We start from the raw sequence: 23,811 nt of genomic DNA on the forward strand, positions 1-23,811 counted from the left end.
ATCAACCAATCTGTCTTGAATGCCGGTTTTACCATAATACAAGCCACTGTAAGTGGTCTAAAGACAGCGTGGTTTTACAATAAATATTAATACTTTTTATATTGATACTGTCGCAGTAAAATGGCGTTTTGGCCATTTAAACCACTATGGGCACATACTTTAAAGACCAACGCGATGAAAGATATGAAACTGCATTAAACTCACCGGGCTTCTTAACCCAAAGCCATCATATGATAAAAATGATTGTGGGCATTTTAATTTTATTGCTGCCTGTCGTCAGTTACGCTCAAAAAGACCCCCATATCCTTAATTTAACCCAACATTGGGTGGGTTATCTGGTACTGGCAATTTTTGGGATTGCTTACACCTTTGTTATTCTGGAAGAAAAGATTCATTTGAGCAAATCCAAACCGGTTTTGCTGGCGGCGGGTATTATCTGGATTATTATTGCCTGGTCACAATTACAGGCGGGTCACGATGATTGGGTGGAACAAGCGATTCATCATGACTTTCTGGAATACGCTGAACTATTCTTTTTCCTGCTGGTGGCAATGACCTATATCAATGCCATTGCCGAACGCGGTGTGTTTAAAGCACTGCGTGATTGGCTGACGTCCAAAGGGTTCAGTTACCGGCAGCTGTTCTGGCTCACCGGTTCACTCGCTTTTATGTTGTCACCGGTGGCCGATAACTTAACCACTTCTTTAATTATGTGTGCGGTTATTTTGGCGGTGGGCAAAGATCACCCGCAGTTTATCGCTTTAAGCTGTATTAATATTGTGGTGGCGGCCAATGCCGGTGGTGCATTCAGTCCTTTTGGCGACATCACCACCTTGATGGTATGGCAAAGCGGTCTCATTCCCTTTCAGGACTTTTTTAAACTGTTCCTGCCATCGCTGGTTAACTTTTTGGTACCGGCCATTATCATGAGTTTTTCAATATCTAAAGATAAGCCCGGGGCAGAAACAGAATCCATCACATCCATCAGAACCGGTGGCATTGGTATGGTGTTTTTGTTTCTGGCCACCATTGTAACGGCGGTAAGCTTTCACAGTTTCTTGGGACTACCGCCTGTTTACGGCATGATGTTCGGCCTGGGTTATTTAAAAATATACGCTTACTTTGTGACCAAAAAAGTCCGTAAAAAATACCTGTATTACAGCGATGTGGTCAAAGACAAAGCACAACAAAAGGAAGAATTTAATGTCTTTGATATGATTGCCCGTTCTGAATGGGACACGTTGTTTTTCTTTTATGGCGTGATTATGTGCGTGGGTGCCTTGGGCTTTTTAGGTTATTTGGTGTTTGTATCAGATTTCTTTTACGGCAACTTCGGGCCCACCATCGCCAACACAGCCGTTGGTGTGATTTCTGCCATTATTGACAATATTCCGGTGATGTTTGCGGTACTCACCATGAACCCTGAGATGTCGGAGTTCCAATGGTTGTTGGTGACACTCACCGCCGGGGTTGGCGGTAGTCTGTTGTCCATCGGTTCAGCCGCCGGTGTCGCTTTAATGGGTCAGGCCCGAGGTCATTACACTTTTTTCAGTCATTTAAAATGGACACCGGTGATTGCCCTGGGTTATGTTGCCGGTATTTATGTGCATTTTTTAATTAATGGATAGAGACCTCTGCATAAGTCTGGGTTATTGAAAAAATGATTGAAATTCTGAAGTTCAAGGAAGGAAACGCAAGTAATAGGCCCTTTTTGTTTCTTAGGCGGTTTGCCGAAGGCAAGAAGTCTAAGAATAAAAAAAGACAAGGCCGTAAAGCTATTGCTCAGTTTTATTCAGCGCTTCCCTGCGCTTCACCCCTTCGGGGCTACCGTGATAATTCATTCCGGATGAATTATTCTGACGCAGAAATTCAGGATTTCAGACATTTTTACTTAATTCACGACTTATGCAGAGGTCTCAAATTACAATCGTCAACAACCATCAAATTTACATTAAATGGTGCGCTCGACAGGATTCGAACCTGTGACCTATCGCTTAGGAGGCAATTGCTCTATCCGACTGAGCTACGAGCGCATTAATTGAATTTCATGCCTATCCAAAAGGCGGTAAAACAAGCTGTGACAGTCATTAAAGTGTAACCGAACGCTTTGAATAATTCGCCTTGTTCCATCATCACCACCGTTTCCATGGAAAATGTTGACCAGGTGGTTAAGGCACCCAGAACACCGACCATGATAAAGAGTTGTAGGTTTTCCGAGATATGGGCTTGTTGACTAAACCATTGATACACCCAACCCATGACGAAGCAACCCAAGACATTGGCACTGAGGGTGGCCCAGAATAATGCCAGACCGGATTGCTTAAACAGGATATTCAGGCCGAAGCGACCCAATGCGCCGAATGCGCCTCCCAACATGACGGCTAAGAAGGATTTAATCATGAGCGTTGTTGACGTATGTGTTTCAATTTTTCGGCGATTTTTTGTTCTAAACCCCGGTTGGCCGGCTGGTAATAAACTTGCTCACCGATTTTATCAGGAAAACCGGTTTGGCTGTAGGCGATACCACCTTCGTAATCATGATCATATTGATAACCTTTACCAAAATCGTTGTCCTTCATCAATTGAGTCGGCGCGTTGCGTAAATGCATAGGAACATCTAAAGAGCCGTATTGACGAACGTCTTTTTGAGCGGCTTTAAAAGCAGTATAGATGGCGTTGCTTTTGGCACAACTGGCTAAATAAGCCACCGCCTGGGCTAAAGCCAGTTCGCCTTCGGGGCTGCCGAGGCGTTCAAAGGTTTGCCAGGCCGTTAAACACAGGCTTAAAGCTCTGGGATCGGCATTACCGATATCTTCGCTCGCCATCCGTAACACCCGACGCGCAATATATAAAGGATCACAACCACCATCGAGCATTCTCGCCAGCCAGTATAATGCCGCATCCGGATTGGAGCTACGCACAGATTTATGTAAGGCCGATATTTGATCGTAGAATACATCGCCTTGACGATCAAAGCGGCGGGTTTGGCCGGTGGTGACCAGTGCCACATCTTCATCTTCTACAACGCCGCCACTGCTGTAATCCTGGAGAATTTCCACTAAATTCAACAGCTTTCTGCCATCACCGTCAGCCGCTGCAATCAGGGCCTGTTGTTGCTCATCTGTTAAGGCCATAGGCGGATCAAAGGATTGTACACCCTTGTCCAGTAATTCTGCGGCGCTGTCATCATCCAGGGATTTTAAAATATACACTTTAAGTCGTGACAGCAGTGCATTATTCAGTGCAAATGACGGGTTTTCGGTGGTGGCACCGATTAAAGTGATTAATCCGTTTTCCAGATGGGGCAAAAAGGCGTCTTGCTGGGATTTATTAAAACGGTGAATTTCATCCACAAACAGCACGGTTATGTTCGGCAAATTGGCTTTGGCCTGTTCAATGGCACCACGAATGTCTTTGACACCGGATAAAACGGCTGAAATTTGAATAAATTCAGCATCCAAGCTATCGGTAATAATTTGTGCCAAAGTGGTCTTACCGGTACCGGGCGGCCCCCAAAACACCATGGAGTGCAGCGAGTTATTAGACAGCAACCGATGTAAAGGCTTTTTCGGTGCCACCAGATGTTGCTGTCCGAATACATCTTCCAGCTTTTTGGGTCTGAGTTTATCCGCCAGTGGTTGGTGTTTAACAACGACCATGTTCAGTCGATGGCTTGCACCACATCCACGCCTTCGGGCGGGATAAATTCAAAGGTATCCGGAGGTAAATCGGGATTGCGCTTTAAATCAGCGAATTCAAACACCAAGGTCTGATCCAATTGATTGTTAACGTGGATTCGGCGCAACTGATTCTTGCCTATCCCCAACAAGACACTTTTGACTTCATCAGATGACTCTTTGGGCGTTAATCTGACCCAGTTTAAGCCGTTCTTGTCACCATCAAAAGTGATATCATAAAAACGCGCGGACAGTTCTTCATTAATAATGACATAAATCGGATTGAGGTTGTTTTTCTGAGGCTTAACCGTGACTTGTTGCAAATCTTCATCATACACCCACACCTTATCACCATCGGCCACAATCAGTTGTTCAAAAGGTGACTGATAATGCCATTTAAAATAATCCGGCGCCTGCATCCAAACTGTTCCGGTGTTCTCATCAATTCTTTGACCATCACCACCAAGTTCATACTGCGTGAATTCGGCCTGCAGTGCAGAAAGCCCCGTTCTGAGTTCAGATAATATCTGATTGGCCCGGTTGTCATTGTCACGATTGACCGGCTTTTGCGCGACTGACAGATTCATGATAAGCAATAACACGGTGGCGATTAGAATTTTTTTCATCAGTAAACTCCTCAAAAACACAGGTTATTATATAAAACGATGGCTGAACCTGCCTTAAATCAACGCGTGGAAAGTTTAATCTTTTATCGGCGGTGGTGCCAGAACTTCGCGGGCCCCGTTATGAGCCGGGGCGGAGACCACACCGGCTTCTTCCATTTGTTCAACAATGGTGGCAGCGCGGTTATAACCCACACGCAATCGCCTTTGCACATAGGAAATAGAAGCTTTGCGAGATTCTGTGACCACAAACACAGCCTTATCATAGAGTTCATCCACATCCGATTCGGGGGCCTCGGGCAAACCGGTTTCACCCATGATCTGACCATCTTCGGTCATTTGCAAATTATCCAAGATGCCTTCCTGATAATTGGCTTCATAATGGGTGGTTAGATAATTAACCACCGAATGCACTTCGTGGTCATCCACAAAAGCACCGTGAACCCTTTCGGGCTGACTGGATCCCGGCGGTAAATAAAGCATATCCCCGTGACCCAGTAATTGCTCGGCCCCGCCCTGATCTAAAATGGTTCTGGAATCAATTTTAGAAGACACCTGAAAAGCCATGCGGGTGGGAATATTGGCTTTAATCAGTCCGGTAATCACATCCACCGAAGGCCGTTGGGTGGCCAACAGCAAATGCACACCCGCCGCCCGGGCTTTTTGTGCCAGACGGGCAATCAGTTCTTCCACTTTCTTACCGACAATCATCATCATATCGGCAAATTCATCAATCACCACCACAATAAATGGCAGGGCTGTTAATGTTTCTGGGTTATCTGAACCAATGCCCTCTTCGGCCAATGGATCTTTGAGGGGTTCGCCTTTATCAATGGCTTTTTGCACTTTACGGTTATATCCGGCCAGATTACGCACACCCAATGCTGCCATGAGTTTATAGCGGCGTTCCATTTCGGCCACACACCAGCGCAAACCATTGGCCGCTTCTTTCATATCGGTGACCACCGGAGCCAGTAGGTGAGGAATACCTTCATATATCGATAATTCAAGCATTTTTGGATCCACCATGAGCATCCGGACCTGTTCTGGGCTGGCTTTATACAACAAACTGATGATCATTGAATTAACCGCCACCGACTTACCGGAGCCGGTGGTTCCGGCCACCAGTAGATGCGGCATTTTAGAGATATCCACAATCACCGGGTTACCGCCGATACTTTTGCCCAGCCCAATGGTGAGTGCTGAGCGTGATTTGTCAAAATTAACCGAACGTAAAATTTCACTTAGGTAAACGATTTCCCGGTTACTGTTGGGGATTTCAATACCAATATATGGTTTGCCCGGAATCACATCGACAATACGCACACTTGAAACCGACAAGCCGCGGGCCAGGTCTTTGGCCAACCCGGTGATTTTACTCGCTTTAGTACCCGCTTCGGGGTTGACTTCAAAGCGGGTTATCACCGGACCGGGATACACCCCCACGACTTCTGCATTGACTTTAAAATCAGCCAGTTTGTGCTCTAATTGTCGAGACAAGACCTTTAATTCATCATTTGAATAACCAAAGGTTTGTTCCGGCGGATCATCTAATAACGACAATGGCGGCAGTTTGCCAGCCGGCAAACTGTGAAATAAACTGAGCTGTTTATCTTTCGCTGCACGTTTACTGGGTTTCGGTTCATGTTCAGTTTGCTCAATAACAATCGGCTGTCGTTTTTGTTGTAAATCTGCATCTTGTTGACGGCGCACTTCACGTTCAGTTTTAGCGGCTCGCCCGGCCCGCCAGTCCATAAACCGTTGCCATTGATTGAACAACCACCGCATGAAACGCAAGGTGGCACGACCTACGGCATCAGTTAATTTCAGCCAGGATAAACCGGTGAACAGGGTGACCCCGGCCAGAAATACCGCCGACAACAGTAAGGTGGTTCCTATCACACCAAAACCCGCAAGCACAGAACGCCCCACCAAATCGCCCACAATACCACCGCCGGAAAAAGGTAGTCCTCCGGTGCCGGCATACATATCTGATAATCCGCAACCTGCCAGTAAGGCCGCTAAAAACCCAAAAATTTTTACTGTGGCATCTAACCAGGTTAAATCCCCGTTGTCGGTTCGATGAAAAATTCGCCACGCCAAATAGATTAATCCAAGTGGGATAAAATAAGCAAAATACCCCAGGAAATGCAAAGTAAAATCTGCCACATAGGCGCCGGTTAAACCACCTAAATTGGCTATTTGATCACTGTCTGTGGAAGCAAAGGAACCGGGATCAGAAGGATTGTAACTGAACAGTGCCAGCAATAAATAACCGGCCACCGGCAACAGAATAAAAATTAAACTTTCTTTTATTCTGTTGCGGGTATGTTTAGAAACAGCATTCACTTCAGTCAGTAGTCTGGTTAAAAATCACAATGCTTTGAGTGCCGGGTGAATAATCTGACCTGCTTTAACATTCACACCACGTTGCAAAGCTTCAACCTGATACCAGTCAGCGGTCGCCAATCGTTGCACATAGGGCAAGATTGCGGCTGAAATGGCGTAGGTGGCGGTTCTGGGCACTGCGCCGGGCATATTGGTCACACTAAAATGTACCACACCATGTTTTTCAAAGGTTGGTTCATTCCAGGTGGTCGCTTTTGAGGTTTCAATACAACCGCCCTGGTCAATCGAGATATCGGCGACCACAGAACCCGGCTCCATCATTTTTATCATCTCTTCTGACACCACATGTGGTGCTTTGGCACCGGGGATCAAGACCGCACCCACCACCAGATCAGCGTTGGCCACAGTATCAGCCACCAGTTGCTGGTAGGGATATAAAGCAGTCACATTGGAACCCAATGCCATCATTTGAGACAAGCGATCCTGACGTTTATCAAAAACAACCACATTGGCACCGGATGCGGCCGCCAATGATGCGGCATGGCCGCCGGCGGCACCACCGCCCAGAACAACCACATTGCCGCGTTCAGTGGATGCCAGTCCGCCCAATAACACGCCTTTACCACCGGCAGGTCGGTGCAACAGATGGGTACCCACTTGGGTTGATATCTTTCCGGCAATAATACTCATGGGGGCCAGCAGTGGTAATGAACCGTCTTCTAATTCAACGGTTTCAAACGCCACACCAGTTAATCCGATGTCCAACAAAGAAGCGGTCAGCTCGGGTTCTGCAGCCAGGTGTAAATAACAAAACAGTAAATGGTCTTCACGCAGGTATTGAATATCATCGGCCACCGGTTCTTTGACTTTGACAATCATTTCACAGTGTCCGTACAGATGTTCTGCATCCGGTTCAATTATGGCGCCGATGGCTTCATAATCCTGATCCGTAAAACCACTCAGGGAACCGGCATCACTTTGCACATGTAATTCATGACCGGCTTTAATTAAGTCCAATACGGCATCTGGGACAAGGGCCACACGGCCTTCCAGGGTCTTAATCTCTTTGGGTATGCCAATTCTCATAGCATAAATTCCTCATTAATATGTCTATATAACACCATATAATTATGGCACCGGGTGCAAACGCTGTCTGCGTTTAATTCGTCGGCTATGATACTAAAAACCAACCTCACTTGTCATTTAAAAGCCGTTATTCCTGTGATAAGCGAGGCGTATTGTCGAAACCCGGCTTATTGATAAATTCAATGATGGCTTGTTTATTCAGGGCTTTGGAAAAATAATAGCCCTGCAACTTATGACAGCCATATTGATTTAATTGTTGCACCTGATACGCCGTTTCCACCCCTTCTGCAATGACTTCTAAATTCAATTTATTGGCTAAGCTTACAATTGAATGAATCAGTAATTGAAATTGACTGTCTTTGTCTGATAATTTTTCCACAAATGAACGGTCAATTTTAATGACTGAAACCGGGAAATCCACGAGACTGATTAATGATGAATACCCCACGCCAAAATCATCAATTGCAATTTCAATACCTCGCTTCTTAAAATCTTTAAACATGGACATGGTGTTACTGTTTTTATTCAATAATGCCCGTTCAGTGATTTCCAGAGTGACGTTTGTTTTACCGGCTAATTCATATAGCCAAAACAACCATTCGTTAAACAAATGCGTTTGACAGGTAAAAATATTGGGCGACACATTCAAACTGATACCCAATGTTGCATGGTGACATTCTCCTTTTATGGATTCGATGTCTTCACTAACCTGCTTTAACACCGCAATATCAACATCAAATATGGTGCTTGTTTCTTCACATAGTTTGATTAACTCTTCGGTATTATAGTAACCGCCTGCCGGATCAGGGCATCTCATAAGAGCTTCAATTTTAATCACCTCGTGGTTATCGGTATTAATAATGGGTTGATAGTAAACTTCTATACTCTCAGTTTCTAAATGATATTGCAGGGCATGTTTTAAATGCAATTGTTGTTGTGCCTGCTTTTGCATTTCCACATTAAATATACAGGCGTTATTTTTCCCCCTTTTTTTAGCTTCATACATGGCCAAGTCAGCATACACCATAAGTTTTGAAGCAGTGTTTGCGTGATCGGGATAAACGGCAACGCCGATGGAAGCACTGATAAAAATAGACTGCCCCTCGATAAATAAAGGTTGGTTAAAATGTTGCAGTAGAGAATTGACCTTTTCTTTTAATAAACTGTAAGAGGTGTGGTACGTTAAAATCACGAACTCATCACCACTGTACCGTCCGGCAATTTCATGCGGATCGCTCATTTTTGTAATAATACGTGAAAATTCAGCCAATACTTTATCGCCATAACCATGACCCAGGCTGTCATTAATATTCTTAAAATTATCCAGGTCAATAAAAATAAGGGCTGCCATGGCATGATTTTTTTCGGCTTGCTGCAGACAAATTCTTGTTTGATGGATAAAAGCTGAACGATTATACAAATCAGTTAAGCTGTCATGGGTGGCCTGATACTGAATTAACTCACTAATCTCTTTGTAATCTGTTATATCTTGAATGGCGCCAATAATCTCTTGTCCGTTTTTGGTTTCAATGGTTTGATCTGATACCACGCGTAACCACCGCTTGCGACCTTTATCATCGATATAAGGCACCTCCACATCAAAACCCTCGCCGGATAAAGCCGCCTGCATGATGTCTTTCTTAAAAGATTCTGTCAATTCGTTATTAAATAATTCCCAAAAGTCATCCACATGGGCTATTTTGTGGGGTACATATTGCCCCAGAATATCATTACCTTTGGCAGTCCATTGTAAAATATCACCTTTATCGTTGATACGCCAGGCAGCAATTTTTGCCACGGTACCGACTTCATGCAATAAAGTCTCATGGGTCTTAACTTCTTCCTGAATCAATGTCCTGACTTGTTTTCTTTTCAGCAAAAATCGAACACGAAAGAACCACGTCATCAATAACACGGAGGCCATGAGTCGTAATAACCACAAATGATGCGCGCTGAGTGACCAGCCTGAAACAGGACTGATATACAACTTCCATTGGTTATCAATAATATTTATCGGCACTGCCAGGGCAGACTCATGACTAATGTAGTAAGGGTTACCATGAACAATGTATTTTTTGTCATTGATATCCTTTGTTTCTATGACCAAATTAAATTCTGAGGCCACTTTATATACGCCGGCTTTTTCGAAAATTGTATTAATATCAATAACTGCTGAAGCAACACCCCAGGGTTGCTTGGTATCGGAAGTAAAAACACCTTGTCGGACAAAAACACCCCGACCACCTTGTATAAGTTGCGTGGGATTGCTGAAAACGGTTTTATGCTCTCTTAAAGCCCGAAAAACCAAGTCTCTTTGTGAAGGCACCTGACGATAATCAACACCCAGTGCCGGTTCGTTTCCGGCCAGGGGATAAATCATTTCAATAATTAAATCAGGGGCCGCGGCTAAATTGATTAATGCCTCTCCTTGTTCAAATATTTCAGTACAAAAGGCCTTAAACTCCTGTCTGTCAAGATCAGGATTGATGGCGATATAGGCCGCCAGATTTTTAACCAGGATAACATCGTTGTTGAGAAAGTTACCCAGCATGGTGTTTAAATTCTGAGCCGTTTGTAGGGCTTTATATCGCTTGGACTGTTCATGACTCTGGCTGATGTTGTGTTCAATCAAAACATACAATAATAAAATAATGACTAAACCAATCAGGAAAACATGTCGATATTCATGTAAGGCATTAAACCGGACAATGATAAACACCAATATAACCACAGTGCTCAAAATGAGAAGGTACAGCCCCCATTGGCCGATATTAATTTGGGGGGAATATAAATAATCATCAATATTCCAACCTCCCTTTAATAAACCATTATTATATAAATCACTGAATATCTGGTGCCAGCGGGACAGAGAAGATTCGCCGACAGCCACATCAGGCCACCGCATATAATCCTTCATTGCTATGGCATATAGCCTGTTATAAAGATCTCGTTCTGTATCTGGCACAAGATGATTCGGCAAATCACTGAGCTCTGCAATAATCTCTTGTTCATGATTTAAGGCATAATGCCAACCGTCGATACTTGCTTGCAAAAAATCTTTGACCAATTGTGGATGCTGGTCAAGTGTAGCGCGATGGGTGAACAAAACATTGCCATAGAACAGGCTGCCTAACGCTGATAAATAAGTGACTGAGACCGATAGATTATTGTTTTGGGCATAGTATTCAGCATTCAAACCATAGGTTAATAAAACATCCACCTCCGGCGCATTTAAATCTTTAACTTTGATTGGACCATGAACAAAATGCACTTGATCCAAACTGATTTTATGGGCACCCAGTAAAACCTTTAATTCATTGAGCAGATGATCATTATCTGGTGCTTTAATGGTTTTACCAATTAAATCATGAATTTTAACCACAGGATTGCCACGTTTTGTGACCAGAGCCGTGGCTGATTTTTGCATAATTGGTGCCAAAACAACCAACTGACCGCCATTATCAATGGTATTGAGCAATTGTAAATCATCAACCCCAAAATCAGCCCGACCGGTCAGCACCTCTTCAATGGGGGATATCAGCTCTTCGTAGGTGTTAAAACCGGATTGTATGGAGACACGAATATCGTGTTGTTGATAAAAATTTTGCGATTGGGCGGCATAAAAACCGGCAAATTGAAAACTGGATGCCCATCGCAGTTGTAAATTAACATCTTGCTCAGCGAACAATACATTGCTATAAAACAGTATACAGCTGTATAAGAAATAAGTGCGTAATCGGAATTTGCAGGACATCATTGACACAATCCGGACTTCAATGATGCGCATCCAGATTCACTTATTTGATTTTTAAATGATTCGACGAACATGTTGTTGTTATTATTGATCGTTTTCTCAGAATAATATAATTATACCTATTTCTCGATTAAATAAATCGATTAATGTATCCAATTTATAATCATTTACAATAACTTAGCAATCACTATAATAAACCATTTACCGAATACTTAATCATGAGTCATCAACACCACAAAGTCATTATTTTAGGTTCCGGCCCTGCCGGATATTCTGCCGCGGTATATGCCGCACGGGCCAATTTACAACCGGTTTTAATCACCGGGCTTGAACAAGGCGGTCAGCTCATGACCACCACCGAGGTAGAAAACTGGCCCGGCGATCCGGGTGATTTACAAGGTCCCGAATTGATGGCCCGTATGTTGAAACATGCTGAAAAATTTAACACAGAAATTATTTTTGATTATATTAACAGCGTTGACTTACAACAAAAACCGTTTAGCCTGAGTGGAGATCAAGGCACATACACCTGTGACAGCCTGATCATTGCCACCGGTGCCAGTGCCAAGTATTTGGGCCTTGAATCCGAAGAGAAATTTAAAGGTAAAGGCGTATCAGCCTGTGCCACCTGTGACGGCTTTTTCTATCGGGATCAGCCGGTGGCGGTGGTCGGCGGTGGCAATACGGCCGTAGAAGAGGCATTGTATCTATCCAATATCGCTTCAAAAGTTTATCTGGTTCACCGCCGTGATGAATTGCGCTCTGAAAAAATTTTACAAGACCGTTTATTCGAAAAAGCAAAAAATGGCAATGTTGAATTGATGTGGGATCATGTGGTTGATGAAGTGGTCGGTGATGACAGTGGTGTCAACGGTTTACGCATTAAAAATGTTAACAATGAAGCCTTGCAAACGCTGGATGTGCAAGGTGTTTTTATCGCCATTGGCCATTCACCAAACACCCAAATCTTTACCGGTCAACTGGATATGATTGGCGGTTATATTACGGTTCAATCCGGTCAACAAGGCAATGCCACCCAAACTTCCGTTCCGGGTGTATTTGCAGCCGGTGATGTCATGGACCATGTGTACCGTCAAGCCATCACATCCGCCGGTACCGGTTGTATGGCCGCTCTGGATGCAGAAAAATATATTGACGCTTTAGACGCTCAAAAATAAGGCTGGCCCATGGTTTACCCTGAATTGTGAATTGAGCGCGCATGCCAATCTATTTGCCTGACTTGGTTCATTGTGGAGAATTTCCACCTGTTGATCAGGCTTTGGATGAGCTGGACGGCCTACTGTGTATGGGCGGTGACTTGTCTGTCAGTAGATTGCTTGATGCTTACCAAAAAGGTATCTTTCCCTGGTACAATGAAAATGAGCCCATCTTGTGGTGGTCACCGGCCTTTCGCATGGTATTACCTCCACAGGCCATTCATATCAGCCGCAGTCTGGCCAAAGCCATGCGTCAGAATAAACCTCAATTTTTTTTCAACCGCCATTTTGAGGAAGTGATTAAACAATGTGCCTTCATTAAACGTCAACAAGCCGGGCGCTGGATTCACGACGAGATGATCGAAGCGTATATAAACATGTTCAAAGCCGGACACGCTTTTTGCATTGAGGTAGAAACCAATGCACAAGTGGTTGGTGGTTTATACGGCGTGAAAACCCAGCATGTTTATTGCGGTGAATCCATGTTTTCCAACGATACCAATGGCTCAAAATTTGCCATGGTGGGCTTATGTGCTTATTTGAACAGTCAACATATTCAGTATTTGGACTGTCAAATTTACAATACTCATTTAGCCGCCATGGGCGCACACTTAATTCCCAGAAATACCTTTATACGTGCCTTAACAACAAATCATTTTTCTGAAACATAATAAAATCGTTTGATTCTTTGTTGTTGGTAAAAATAGGTAACACGGTTCTGATGTGGGTAGTTAGTGTATTTGTGGTGTTTGCGATGGGTTTTTTTGATTTCCAAACATTGCCCGTCAACCAGCTCAGCCATTAACCGATAGTTATAATGTATTCTTGAACCATAGGCTGTGGCTTGTCGTCTGGCGTCGGCATTGAAATATCCCTTAAATAGTTTTTCGCATTGTTTAAAACGGCGGTTATGACTTTGTGATAAGCCCACACATAAATGGGCAAACTCATGTCTTAATACGGCTTCTAATAAATCCCAGAACCCGGTCGCCACAAAGTTCTGGTTGATATGAATGATTCCCTGATGATCTGCCATGCCGTATTTGGTCTTGGCTGTGGTCAAACACCAGTTTTTTGGGATTACAGACCACTGATCGGCAGGCTGGATGTGATATAAAGTTGAGAGGATGTGATGGAACAGATGATTAATACCGGATTCATCAATGGGTTTCATAAACACACAAAAAAAGGGCCAACGTACTGACGTTAGGCCCTTTTTTGAAAAAAATTACAAGTTATCAGCTTCGGATGACAGGTATTCTGCCACACCTTCAGGCGAGTCTTTCATTCCCTTTTGACCTTCCTGCCAACCGGCCGGGCAGACTTCACCGTGTTCTTCATGAAACGCCAAAGCATCGACCATACGCAACATTTCATCCACATTACGGCCCAGAGGTAAATCATTAACCACCTGATGGCGCACAACATTATTCTTATCAATCAAAAATGAACCGCGAAAAGCCACGGCACCATCCGGTGTTTCCACATCATAATCACGACATGCCTTGTGAGTGACATCCGCAAACATGGTGTATTTGACCGGTCCGATACCACCTTTATTTATGGGGGTATTGCGCCAGGCATTATGGGTGAACTGAGAATCAATCGAAATCGCAACCACCTCGACACCACGCTTTTTAAATTCATCCATGCGTTTGTCAAAAGCGATGAGTTCTGATGGACAAACGAAGGTAAAATCCAATGGATAGAAAAAAACAACCTTAACTTGACCTTCAGTGGCTTTTTTAAAATTATAATCATCTACGATGGTGCCATCACCCAAGACCGCGGCACCTTTTAAATTGGGTGCTTTTCTGCCAACTAATACGCCCATAATTAACTCCATAAAAATTTAAAAACAAACCTGACACCGGTATAGCATCAGATGCTAACAATATTTACAGTGTGATATGGGTTTGATTTATCTTTTTTCAACAAAAAACCCCGGATTAAATCCGGGGTTTGATTGTCTTAGCCGATGTTATTACGGTCCACAACCCGGAGGCTTGGGTGACGTGGGTCCGAGACACACATCATTACCGCGCACCGTAATGGTTACTGAAGGTTGACCGGACGGCGGTGAAATGGTGCAAGATCCGGTGTAAAATTCATTAACACCATCTAAAGCGGCAAGTATTTCAACAAGGGTTTCACCATCGGCATCGGTGGGATCAATTTGACCATTAATCGATATACTGCCACCCGTTGATTGACATGTTCCAACCAAAGCAACATTCGGTATACCTTGACCTGCGCCATCAAACAAGAATAATCGACTGATGTGTCGTCCACTTGTATAGTATGCATTTGGAGTTGCCGTCAGATAAGTGGCGCCCGGATCAGCAATGGCTATACAAACACCGGTTTGATTGTCTTCTGTCAAACAAGAGGTACCGCCTGAGCTGAAAATAAAGCCGAAGTCATTGCTGGCAGTTACCACACCATTGGCTTCTGCTATACCGTAAGCACAACCATCAGCACCGGTTCTGTTTTGCATGGTACCGGAGCCGGTCATGCCGTCTATGATACCGGTGCCATTACCACCTACATAGGCCCAGGTAATTGTGGCGCCCTGAATGGGGTGACGGGCCGCATCATAAAAACACACTGAAATGGGTGAAGGCTGATTGGCCGGAATAATATTGGGTGAAGCCACTAAAATAGGTTCCAGCTCAGTGCCCGGAACGCCGGCAGCACCCGGGTATATAATTCTCTCAACATCTGTTACTTCACGGACATGACCATTGTGATTCGCACCAAAACCCTTGGCATAAACAGCCGCCAGTTTACCCAGTTTTGACACAGGATAGTTTATTTCCGTACTGGCCACACCATTTTCATCCACCGTGGCGGTGGCATTAATATTTCCATCGACCGCGCGGCCAATCATGTAAGGAAAGATATCCAGGTCATTCACAATGGTGCCGGTTAAATCATTGTAATTAAATCGCTCTACAATGGTTAACTGATGTTCAGACTGAACTGACTGAACGGTTTTGGCACTTTCTAAATCTTCATTGCCTAAAATTTCTTCACCCTGTACCAGCAGTGTATCACCCGGTTGCACCCCACCGGCAGCGGTCAGAAACTCACCGGTTGGTGCAAAGAATTGTTTTCCGCCTTCTTGCGGATCACCATCATTTCCACTGATGACAAATTCTCCTGGTCCTTCATTCGGGAAACCCACCAAAGGACTGTCAATCAGGCCAAACTGGATGGTTTGGGGCAAGGCCGGATTTCCACCCTTATCGGTGGCTATGGCACTGATGGTTAATGAATAACTGCCATCCAGATTACCAATCCCATCTTCATTGACAACACCGTTATCAACCCGGTTGATAAATAAACTGCCCAGATTGGGTTGGGTAATATCCAGTCCGAATAAGACACCATCACTGATCACAAAACTCTTGGTGGCTGTGATCGGGTCCTGTAAACCATTATCCACATTATTATCTGCACGATCTGTTGTCGCAGTCATTATGACCGTATTCGGCTGATCACCGCTATTAAGTTTTAGTGATGCCACACCATTGCTGGTATCAATTTTAATGGATTGTCCCTGCACTTGGTTGCCATTAACATCAATGCCTGAAATAGACTCTCCACTATTTGGCCCATCCGTCGTAATATCAACCATAACATTATTAAACATGTTTGGATCAATAATTGGACTCTCAGCATCTGTCACATGAATTTGAACGGTTTGTGATTGAGAACCGCCAGAGCCATTAATGTAATTAGCACCCGACTCTAAAATACTGATAGAATCCGGTAAATCAGTATTAGATGATCTGACTGTTATTTCTAATTGCTCGGTAATCATCTGATCAGTAAAAGGATCATATGCACTAACAGTTACATGCGCAGTGCCTTCGTCACCAGCCCATAAGAATATCGTGCCTTTACCGGCAACCATATCGACCGGACCACTTCCCATTTTTACGAGAACCTCATTAACATCTTCTGTTTCAGGATCATCTAATGTCGAAAATGAAGCCACCATAACAGGGTTTATCGATACACTGACAAAGTTTTCTTCCAGGCCGGGATTGGCATAGTTACCTAATGGATCTCTAAAGCTAATTTCAGCTTCAGTCATGTATACGGTACCCAAAGCTTGTTCAGCTGTTAGATTAAATATATTAGCTGGTAAAGTCGTTTTTAACGATTCAATTGATAATCTTTCAATAGGTTCAACCCCTGAAGGATAGACTTCGAATACGATTTCAGATGTAAATTCTTGCCCTGTAAAAGGATCAACTGCCGAAACTGTCAACGTGGCAATCCCCGGTTCTTTAGCCCACACAAAAATCGTGGCTTTACCGGAACTGGCTTCAACTAAAGCTGAATTAACAAGAATAAGTGATTCATCAACATCAGCAGTGCTCGGATCATCTAAGGTAGAAAAAGCAGCGACTGTCACAGGATTGAGGGAAACATCAAAAACAGGTTGACCTTGTAGATTTGGATTCACCTGGTTACCTAATGCGTCTTTGTAATTAAGTATAACTTCAGTCATGTACTCAGTACCAAACGCCTGGTCCGGATTAAGGTTTAGGTCATTAGAAGGTAATCGAGTTGTTTGTGCATTAATGTTAACACGATCAAATGGGCTTGTTGTGGATGGTGTTACTTCTATTTGCAACTGTTCACTAATTTGTTGACCTGAATAGGGGTCTAATGCAGTCACTGTAATTATTGCTGTACCCGGTGAATCTGCCCATATAAAAATGGTGCCTTTACCGGCGACCATATCGACTGGTGCGCTACCCATTAGCGCATATATTTCATTAATATCTTCAGTTTCTGGATCATCAAGTGTTGAAAATGAAGCCACAGTAACTGGGTTAATCGACACGGCGACACTTGAATCTTCACCACCGGGATTCACGAAATTACCAAGGGGGTCTCTAAAAGTAATTTCAGCTTCTGTCATATATATCGAACCAAACGCTTGAGGTGCTGTTAATCCTAAGCCATTGGCGGGTAATGTCGTTGTTTCAGCTTGAATCGATAATCTTTGAACTGAAGGAGGTGCATCTGTAATGGTATATTGGAAAGATGCATTCGATGTACGATTAGTTTGAGGATCAACAGCAGAGGCAGTTAAAGTCACTGTTCCTGGTTCAACACCACCATGGATGAAAAATGTTGCATTACCGCCAGCTGATTCAGTAAAAATCGATCCGAACATGGTTGTAAATTCATTGACATCCGTGGTTTCTGGATCATCTAATGTTGAAATTGGGGCGATTTGAACATTTGATGTTCTTAGTTGAACTTCTGTACCATCAGGAATCGCTGTGCCATTATCATAAACCACTCTTACATTTAACTGCGTAATAAATGGAGATTCAGTGGATACTGGAAAGTTATTTTGATTAGCCGGAATACTCTGTTTAATTGGAGTAAAACTAATTTTTAAATTTTTTGTGGCCGGTCCTGTTGACGTCCCACCACTATTGCTGCTTCCACCACAGGCGCTTAATACAAATGCGAACCACGCGAGAAGTAAAAATTGTTTCGTGTATCTAAACATAATTAACCTATTATTTTTAAATTATAAACTTTCTTTGATGATGGTCGGCGTAACAAATATTAACAGCTCTGCCTTTTCATCTTGGATTGCTTTATTTCTGAATAAAGCCCCTAATCCCGGTATATCACCCAATACCGGTACTTTAGAACGCGTGGTTCTTCTTACTTGCTCATAAATACCACCCAAAACAACCGTCTGCCCATTACTCACGAGCACCCGTGTTTGAACAGCTCGGGTGTCAATCGAAGGCACACTGCCGCCGAGTGCGGTGGAGACTTCCTGACCAATGGCATCCTGTTTAACATTTAAGGTCAGGTCAACCCGCTCATCCGGTGTAATCAGCGGTGTCACTTCTAATGACAGTGTGGCTTCTTTAAATTGAATTGAGGTGGCACCACTTGATGTCGCTTCTTCATACGGTATCTGGACACCTTGTTTAATCACAGCCTGCGTCTGATTGGCCGTAATCACCCGCGGTGATGAAATCACTTCACCACGATCTTCAGTTTCAAGGGCAGATAATTCCAAATCCAACAAATAATCCGCCGCCAGAATACTCATCGCCCAACGACCTGCTGATGAAGCAGCAGCCGGTAAATTAACATTTAAGCGCTCACCGATGGGTGGACCGGCAATCGGCGAGGATGACTCATCATCCGGTGTTACCGTGGGTAACCCAGAACCACTGGATGAATTATAACGATTTATTAAAGCCGCGTTATTCATGCGATCTAAGGCCGCTGCACTGCCACCGGTGCTGATAATGTTTCCGTAACGATCTTCATGGGACCCGGTCACGCCAAAACGCACCCCGAGTTCATCACCAAATTTTTCCGAGGCCACCACAATTCTTGATTCAATCTGAACCTGCTGCACTGAACGGTCTAACGTATCGACCAGGTTTTGGATAACGCGTAAACGATCAGGCACATCCGTTACCAGTAAGGTGTTGGTTCGTTCATCAAAAGTCACTGAGCCGCGATCTGATAATAATTTATTGGTACCGCCACCACCAGCGCCCTGGCCGCCGGCTTCACCGTTAATTAAGTTAGCCAAATCTTCTGCTTTGGCATAATTGACTTGAATAAAAATATTGTCCAATGGCTCCAATTCTTGTTTTTTGCTGTGGGCTTCCAGTTTTTTCTGTTCAAGTTCCGCAATTTCCGCAGCAGGAGCCACCCAAATCACATCACCACGGCGTCTTTGGTCTAATTGCTTACTGCGCAATACAATATCAAGGGCCTGATCCCATGGCACATTGTTCAATCGCAAGGTGACATTACCCTGAACACTGTCAGCAACCACAATGTTTAATTGTGAAGCATCTGCAATTAACTGTAACAATGAACGTACCGGAATGTCCTGAAAATTAAAAGAAACCAGGTGTCCGTTGTATTCAATCTCTTCGTCTAATAATCTGGATTTGTTTTCTACCTCGGCTTTTTTCTCTGAAATTTCCACAGTATATTGTTGACCGGTCTGATAAGACATTTTATCAAAAGCACCCTTGGCCTCTAATTCAATCTTAACATCACCGCCACGTTGTCTGGCATCTACATATTTGACCGGTGTGGCAAAATCAATAACATCCATCTTCACATCCAGAGATTCATCTAAACTGGCATTGGCCACCTCAATCACGACTTTGTCCATGTTTTCTGAAATATTGATGATGGCATTGGGATCACTTAAACCCACCTGAACAACCGCTTGTCCATCTTCACCCCGACGAAAATCAATGTCATTGACTGTGACAGCTTGTTGATTAGCCTGAACGACAGAACGTTGATTTGGCAAAATGGTGACAGTCACTGAATTACCCTGGCTTGTGATGGCATGTTCAGCAAGACCTGTGAGATCAATAACAGCCCGGGTTTTGTTACCTGCGGAAACCACCCGAATGCCCTTGGCCTGTCCGATACCGATACTTTGACTTTCCATGTTGCTGTTATTGCGGGTGTTTTCAAAATCCAGGGCCAGACGCGGTGGTAAATTGGTACTAAATATTTTGGGTTCTGTCACTGGCCCACTGAATTCAAAATTTATTTTTACCGCACCATTCTCACCTGAATTGAGCGTCACATTCTCAATGGTTGATTGGGCATTGACCTGGCTCATAAGAAAACACAAAATTAATCCTATCAGATTTAATTTTGTAGCGGTTGAGTTAAAAATTCGCATATTCATAAAATTACTCTCAATTACTCTTCTTTTAAAGCAATAGCTGCAGATTGTTCACGCCATGCCCCTAATCCATCGTTTATCCATTCTTTAATCTGGATTTCACTGTCCGTTATGGCGACCACTTCGCCATAATTATGACCCAAATGATGACCCACTGAAACCCGGTGAATCGTTCCATCAGGGTCTTCAACCAAAGCCCAGTAATCATCCATTTGCTGGTATGTACCCACCATCACAAGACTGTCTAAAGGGTAGGATTCGAGGTACTCTTTGCGCCGCGTTAAATCCGGCCCCTGGCCATCTTCCACTTTAGCCATTTGTGATTCGTTTTCAGCATCCCTGTCCACTTCAAGATCGTTGCTAAAAGGGTCTCTTAAACCATTCTCATGGTATTCAAAAACAATTTGCGGGGATATTTCGGGTAAAGGTTCAATCGGTTTTACCGGTTTTTCTTTTTGTCGTTCCATAAAATCGGTTAAATCCTGTAAGCTGTTTTGACAGGCTGATAACAGTAACATCATCATTAAAACACCAATCAGTTTCATTGGGCACCTCCAGCAGCTTCTTCTTGACTCTGAATTTCATTGTCATCCAGATAGCGATAGGTTTTGGCAGTGCCTTCTAAAATGAGTCGACCACCCTGGGTGGCTTCACCAATGGGTTTAAGAGAAATATCATGCATGGTCAAAATCACCACTCTGGGCAAAGACGCCACACCACTGACAAAATTACCAAACTGATGGTAGTTGCCTTTCATCCTTAGGGTGATGGGTTTTTCAGCGTAAAAGCCTTTTAAGGTTTCTGCACCGGGTTCAAAAAGCTCATTTTCAATGCCGCTGGCCAGAGCAGTTTGTGAAACATCTACAATCAAATCAGACATTTCATTTTTGCTGGGCAACTGTCGCAACATGGATTGTAAAATAACTTCCATTTCTTCGAGCTGATTCTTATAGGCCGGCAGCTGAGCCGCTTTTTGGTACTTGGCAGCATAAGTGTTTTTTAAATCCACCTCTGTTCGTTGTAAACTTTTTAAACTCTCTTGTTTGGGTTTAATCCAGAACCAATAACCTATGGCTAAAATAGCCACTGCCAGTAATAACACAGCGCCCAACTTAATGTGTTTGGGCCAACCGCCCGGATTACTCGTGTCTAAACTTTGTAAGTCATCATATAAACTCATGACTGTACCTCCTCAACAGAGTCATCTTTTAGGTTTGGATTGACCAGTTTAACGCTTAACTTAAACTTTTGTTCGTGGGAAACCAAGGTGGTGTCTGCTTTAATGTATTCCAGTTCAACATCAGCAAACCACTCGGATTTTTCGAGCTTTCTCATATAATCAGAAACCCGAGAATGTGACTGTGAGTAGCCTTCTAAGGTAATCACTTTGCCTTGCTGGGTGATTTTTTCCAAAAACACGCCGTTTGGAATGGTTTTAACCATCTCATCAAACAGATGAACCATTTGCGTTCGGCTGGCCTGGAGTTCCTCAATAACCTGTTGACGCGCAATTAAACCGGCTTTTTTGCTTTCCAGCTCTTTTATTTCAGCAATCTTGTCGTCTAATTTTTTGATTTCTGCGGTCAAAAATGAATTCCTTTTATTTTGAAACTCTAAACTTTGATTGTAATAATAAAAAGCCAATATAAACAATAATAATGCCACCGCCGCAGAGATGCCCAGCATGATGTAGAACTCTTTGGTGAGCTGTTGACGTCGCTCTTCGCGCCAGGGAAGTAAGTTAATTTTTACCATATCAGTCAAAAGTCCTCATTGCCAAGCCAACCACAGTCATCATGGCTGGTGAATCGGCCTCCAAGGCTTCCTTTTTAACCTTTGAAGAGACATTAAACGTGGCCACCGAGTCCACAATGGCGGTGGGCACTCCAATCTGTTCTTCCACTAAAATATCCAAATCGGCAATGGCCGCACAGCCACCACCCAATAAAATCCGGTCAACATTTCCAAACTCTGTGGCCGAAAAGAAAAACTGTAAAGCACGGCTCACTTGCTGGACCACCGTGTCCTTAAACCCCTGTAATACTTCGGACTCATAACTTTCCGGCAAACCGCCCTGCCGTTTTGCCAGACCGGCTTCTTCATAGGATAAACCGTAGCGCTGCATGATTTCCTCGGTCAGTTGACTGCCGCCAAAGGACTGTTCACGGCTGTAAATACCGGTACTTTTGTGCATCGCATGCATAATGGTGGTGCTGGCGCCAATATCGAACAAGGCCACCACCTCATCCTCTTCTATGCCGTATTTGCCTTTGATTTCGTTAAAGCACCGTTCCACGGCAAAAGCTTCAACATCCACCACCTCAAGCGGTATTCCTGCACCGCCAAACGCTTCAATTAATATATCGACGTTTTCAGAGCGCGAACTGGCAATCAGCACATTATTTAACTCAGGGTTATTTTCCACCGGACCCAAAACACAAAAATCAAGGCTCACTTCTTCTATGGGATAGGGAATATATTGAGTGGCGTCCTGTTCCAGTTGTATTTCCAGCTCTTCTTCAGTTAACTCTGAAGGCATTTGAATAATCTTGGTGATGACCGCTGAACCGGAAACGGCAGTTGCTGCGCCAATGTTTTTGATTCCGGCCCGATTGAATGCTTTGTTGATGGCTGCAGACACCAAATCCACTTCGGCAATGCTGTTATCAGCAACTGCATTGGCAGGCAACGGCTCAACCGTATAGCGTTCAACCTTAATATTATCCTGGTTACCTGATAGTTGTAACACTTTAACCGCAGAAGAACTGAGGTCAACGCCAACTAATTGAACTTTTTTACGACCTAATAATTGCAAAATAATCTCTCTCTTTACCGATAAAATGTACAGCTAAAATGCGTTTTTCATGTGCCGCCTATCTGACCATGTTCATAGGTCTTTTTTTGTGGCAGCTTTCACATTTTCTTAACTTACTTTACTTTTTTTAAGAAGCCATTGCAAGAATAACCTTTAAACCACTGAAAAATCAAGACATATTTATATTTATAACATGATTATTTTACTGTTGACAACAAATTTTGTGTCAAGAACCATGCTTTTTTTAGGTATTTTTAACCAGTTGTTAATCAAAAACCCATACTTCAGCAAACGTCATTATTTAATTTTTAGGTCGCTATGAAGGCATGTTTTTGAAATGGTGGGCCCGGTAGGATTTGAACCTACGACCAATGGATTATGAGTCCACTGCTCTAACCAACTGAGCTACGGGCCCTGAGGGGAGTGGCATTATAACCGAAAGCTGACGATGGATTAATATATAATCTTGTTTTTTTGGGCAGATAAGTAATCTGCTCAGGTGTTGTTGTTTTGCTCCCGGCTCATACAGCACAGCGCCTGGCCGCTTCGATCTGCACAAATGCC

Annotated in this window: 17 protein-coding genes and 2 tRNA genes; 3 read left to right on the forward strand and 16 right to left on the reverse strand. The window is 43.6% G+C overall.

The features are described 5' to 3' along the window. Positions 1–230: 230 nt before the first annotated feature. Positions 231–1,628, forward strand: a complete 1,398-nt coding sequence (gene nhaD, locus IEV16_RS00525; RefSeq protein WP_188363710.1) for a sodium:proton antiporter NhaD — start codon at positions 231–233, stop codon at positions 1,626–1,628. Positions 1,629–1,956: 328 nt separating this feature from the next. Here nhaD and IEV16_RS00530 read toward each other — a convergent pair. The 7 genes from IEV16_RS00530 to IEV16_RS00560 all read right to left on the reverse strand — a co-directional run bounded on the left by IEV16_RS00530 (position 1,957) and on the right by IEV16_RS00560 (position 11,522). Further along, a tRNA-Arg gene (locus tag IEV16_RS00530) sits at positions 1,957–2,033 on the reverse strand. A gap of 1 nt (position 2,034) precedes the next feature. Next, complete coding sequence (crcB, locus tag IEV16_RS00535; RefSeq protein WP_188363711.1) at positions 2,035–2,400, reverse strand: fluoride efflux transporter CrcB; 366 nt, start codon at positions 2,398–2,400, stop codon at positions 2,035–2,037. Next, positions 2,397–3,659, reverse strand: coding sequence for a replication-associated recombination protein A (locus tag IEV16_RS00540; protein ID WP_188363712.1), 1,263 nt, complete (start codon positions 3,657–3,659; stop codon positions 2,397–2,399). The genes crcB and IEV16_RS00540 overlap by 4 nt, the downstream gene beginning before the upstream one ends. 2 nt (positions 3,660–3,661) lie before the next feature. Further along, positions 3,662–4,303 (reverse strand): outer membrane lipoprotein periplasmic chaperone LolA, encoded by a 642-nt coding sequence (gene lolA, locus IEV16_RS00545; RefSeq protein WP_188363713.1) that lies wholly within the window; start codon positions 4,301–4,303, stop codon positions 3,662–3,664. Between the two features lie 75 nt (positions 4,304–4,378). Further along, positions 4,379–6,649 carry a DNA translocase FtsK gene (locus IEV16_RS00550; protein ID WP_229728195.1) on the reverse strand — a complete coding sequence of 757 codons (2,271 nt, stop codon included), beginning with the start codon at positions 6,647–6,649 and terminating at the stop codon, positions 4,379–4,381. Between the two features lie 24 nt (positions 6,650–6,673). Further along, a complete protein-coding gene (gene ald, locus IEV16_RS00555) occupies positions 6,674–7,735 on the reverse strand; it encodes an alanine dehydrogenase (protein WP_188363714.1) in 1,062 nt (353 codons plus the stop codon). 127 nt (positions 7,736–7,862) lie between these two features. Continuing rightward, positions 7,863–11,522, reverse strand: a complete 3,660-nt coding sequence (locus IEV16_RS00560; protein ID WP_188363715.1) for an EAL domain-containing protein — start codon at positions 11,520–11,522, stop codon at positions 7,863–7,865. A 185-nt stretch (positions 11,523–11,707) separates the two neighbouring features. Here IEV16_RS00560 and trxB point away from each other — a divergent pair, with 185 nt between their 5' ends. Beyond that, on the forward strand, positions 11,708–12,667 hold the full coding sequence (gene trxB / locus IEV16_RS00565) for a thioredoxin-disulfide reductase (RefSeq protein ID WP_188363716.1): 960 nt from the start codon (positions 11,708–11,710) through the stop codon (positions 12,665–12,667). Between the two features lie 41 nt (positions 12,668–12,708). Continuing rightward, complete coding sequence (aat, locus tag IEV16_RS00570; RefSeq protein ID WP_188363717.1) at positions 12,709–13,377, forward strand: leucyl/phenylalanyl-tRNA--protein transferase; 669 nt, start codon at positions 12,709–12,711, stop codon at positions 13,375–13,377. On the opposite strand, the gene IEV16_RS00575 is transcribed toward aat, so the two are convergent. The 9 genes from IEV16_RS00575 to IEV16_RS00615 form a co-directional block, all read right to left on the reverse strand. Then, positions 13,359–13,880 carry a hypothetical protein gene (locus IEV16_RS00575; protein ID WP_188363718.1) on the reverse strand — a complete coding sequence of 174 codons (522 nt, stop codon included), beginning with the start codon at positions 13,878–13,880 and terminating at the stop codon, positions 13,359–13,361. The two genes, aat and IEV16_RS00575, sit on opposite strands and share 19 nt — an antisense overlap. A gap of 54 nt (positions 13,881–13,934) precedes the next feature. Then, positions 13,935–14,540, reverse strand: a complete 606-nt coding sequence (locus IEV16_RS00580) for a peroxiredoxin C (protein WP_188363719.1) — start codon at positions 14,538–14,540, stop codon at positions 13,935–13,937. 150 nt (positions 14,541–14,690) lie between these two features. After that, complete coding sequence (locus IEV16_RS00585; protein ID WP_188363720.1) at positions 14,691–18,032, reverse strand: hypothetical protein; 3,342 nt, start codon at positions 18,030–18,032, stop codon at positions 14,691–14,693. A gap of 237 nt (positions 18,033–18,269) precedes the next feature. After that, a complete protein-coding gene (locus tag IEV16_RS00590) occupies positions 18,270–20,366 on the reverse strand; it encodes a type IV pilus secretin PilQ (protein ID WP_188363721.1) in 2,097 nt (698 codons plus the stop codon). An 83-nt stretch (positions 20,367–20,449) separates the two neighbouring features. Continuing rightward, entirely contained in the window at positions 20,450–20,977 is a 528-nt protein-coding gene (locus IEV16_RS00595) for a pilus assembly protein PilP (protein ID WP_188363722.1), read from the reverse strand. After that, positions 20,974–21,612 carry a type IV pilus inner membrane component PilO gene (locus tag IEV16_RS00600; protein ID WP_188363723.1) on the reverse strand — a complete coding sequence of 213 codons (639 nt, stop codon included), beginning with the start codon at positions 21,610–21,612 and terminating at the stop codon, positions 20,974–20,976. Before IEV16_RS00600 ends, IEV16_RS00595 begins: the two co-directional genes overlap by 4 nt. Next, positions 21,609–22,187 (reverse strand): PilN domain-containing protein, encoded by a 579-nt coding sequence (locus IEV16_RS00605; protein WP_188363724.1) that lies wholly within the window; start codon positions 22,185–22,187, stop codon positions 21,609–21,611. Before IEV16_RS00605 ends, IEV16_RS00600 begins: the two co-directional genes overlap by 4 nt. Before the next feature lies 1 nt (position 22,188). Further along, the gene (pilM, locus tag IEV16_RS00610) at positions 22,189–23,247 is read right to left on the reverse strand and encodes a type IV pilus assembly protein PilM (RefSeq protein ID WP_188363725.1); all 1,059 of its coding nucleotides are present in this window, start codon (positions 23,245–23,247) and stop codon (positions 22,189–22,191) included. A 338-nt stretch (positions 23,248–23,585) separates the two neighbouring features. Further along, a tRNA-Ile gene (locus IEV16_RS00615) sits at positions 23,586–23,662 on the reverse strand. Between the last annotated feature and the right edge of the window lie 149 nt (positions 23,663–23,811).

The organism is Marinicella pacifica (assembly GCF_014636635.1).
Taxonomy (GTDB): domain Bacteria; phylum Pseudomonadota; class Gammaproteobacteria; order Xanthomonadales; family Marinicellaceae; genus Marinicella; species Marinicella pacifica.

Bases quoted from the DNA above. Each gene is read 5' to 3' on its own strand.
- nhaD (WP_188363710.1), top strand. From the start codon at position 231: ATGATAAAAATGATTGTGGGCATTTTAATTTTATTGCTGCCTGTCGTC.
- crcB (WP_188363711.1), bottom strand. From the start codon at position 2,400: ATGATTAAATCCTTCTTAGCCGTCATGTTGGGAGGCGCATTCGGCGCA.
- IEV16_RS00540 (WP_188363712.1), bottom strand. From the start codon at position 3,659: ATGGTCGTTGTTAAACACCAACCACTGGCGGATAAACTCAGACCCAAA.
- lolA (WP_188363713.1), bottom strand. From the start codon at position 4,303: ATGAAAAAAATTCTAATCGCCACCGTGTTATTGCTTATCATGAATCTG.
- ald (WP_188363714.1), bottom strand. From the start codon at position 7,735: ATGAGAATTGGCATACCCAAAGAGATTAAGACCCTGGAAGGCCGTGTG.
- IEV16_RS00560 (WP_188363715.1), bottom strand. From the start codon at position 11,522: ATGCGCATCATTGAAGTCCGGATTGTGTCAATGATGTCCTGCAAATTC.
- trxB (WP_188363716.1), top strand. From the start codon at position 11,708: ATGAGTCATCAACACCACAAAGTCATTATTTTAGGTTCCGGCCCTGCC.
- aat (WP_188363717.1), top strand. From the start codon at position 12,709: ATGCCAATCTATTTGCCTGACTTGGTTCATTGTGGAGAATTTCCACCT.
- IEV16_RS00575 (WP_188363718.1), bottom strand. From the start codon at position 13,880: ATGAAACCCATTGATGAATCCGGTATTAATCATCTGTTCCATCACATC.
- IEV16_RS00580 (WP_188363719.1), bottom strand. From the start codon at position 14,540: ATGGGCGTATTAGTTGGCAGAAAAGCACCCAATTTAAAAGGTGCCGCG.
- IEV16_RS00590 (WP_188363721.1), bottom strand. From the start codon at position 20,366: ATGAGCCAGGTCAATGCCCAATCAACCATTGAGAATGTGACGCTCAAT.
- IEV16_RS00595 (WP_188363722.1), bottom strand. From the start codon at position 20,977: ATGAAACTGATTGGTGTTTTAATGATGATGTTACTGTTATCAGCCTGT.
- IEV16_RS00600 (WP_188363723.1), bottom strand. From the start codon at position 21,612: ATGAGTTTATATGATGACTTACAAAGTTTAGACACGAGTAATCCGGGC.
- IEV16_RS00605 (WP_188363724.1), bottom strand. From the start codon at position 22,187: ATGGTAAAAATTAACTTACTTCCCTGGCGCGAAGAGCGACGTCAACAG.